This window comes from Halomicroarcula saliterrae, assembly GCF_031624395.1.
In the GTDB taxonomy this organism is placed as follows: domain Archaea; phylum Halobacteriota; class Halobacteria; order Halobacteriales; family Haloarculaceae; genus Haloarcula; species Haloarcula saliterrae.
The window spans coordinates 1-515 of record NZ_JAMQON010000019.1 but is presented as its reverse complement, the minus strand read 5'-3'; the positions used below and the strand labels follow the sequence as shown (position 1 = coordinate 515).

The window sequence follows — 515 nt, the reverse complement described above, 5'->3', positions numbered from 1 at the left end:
TTCACGGGCCCCAGGTTGAACCATATTTCTCTATCTCGCCGTTCGTCCGCTTCGTGCCATTACGGCTTCCACGGAGTTGGACGATTCGACCGGGCGAAAGCCCGGCATGGTCGACCCCAGGGCGTCAACTTTCACTGTATGATGGCACAGAAATATTAATCTGTTTCCCATTTCGTCTCAGTCGAGTTGCGGTGAGACTTAGGACCGGCTAACCCTCGGCTGATCAGCAGTGCCGAGGAACCCTTATCCATTAGGCCGTCGGGGTTCTCACCCGACTATCGCTGCTACTATGGCCAGGATTTTCGTCACTAATCGGTCCACAGGAGCTCTCGCCCCCGCTTCCATCCAATTAGAGCGCCAATCTACTCGATCACCAGTATGAGTGGTGCGGATAGGTCTCGGTGGTGGATTTGAGTCCCGATCATTTTGGGCGCCTCAAACCTCGGCCGGTAAGCTGTTACGCTTTTCTTAGAGGGTAGCTGCTTCTAAGCTCACCTCCCGGCTGTCTAGGGCTC

1 rRNA gene is annotated in these 515 nt (G+C 55.1%); it reads right to left on the bottom strand.

Going from position 1 to position 515, the window contains the following annotated elements:
• Positions 1-515, bottom strand: a 23S ribosomal RNA gene (locus tag NDI56_RS21915); the annotation flags it as partial.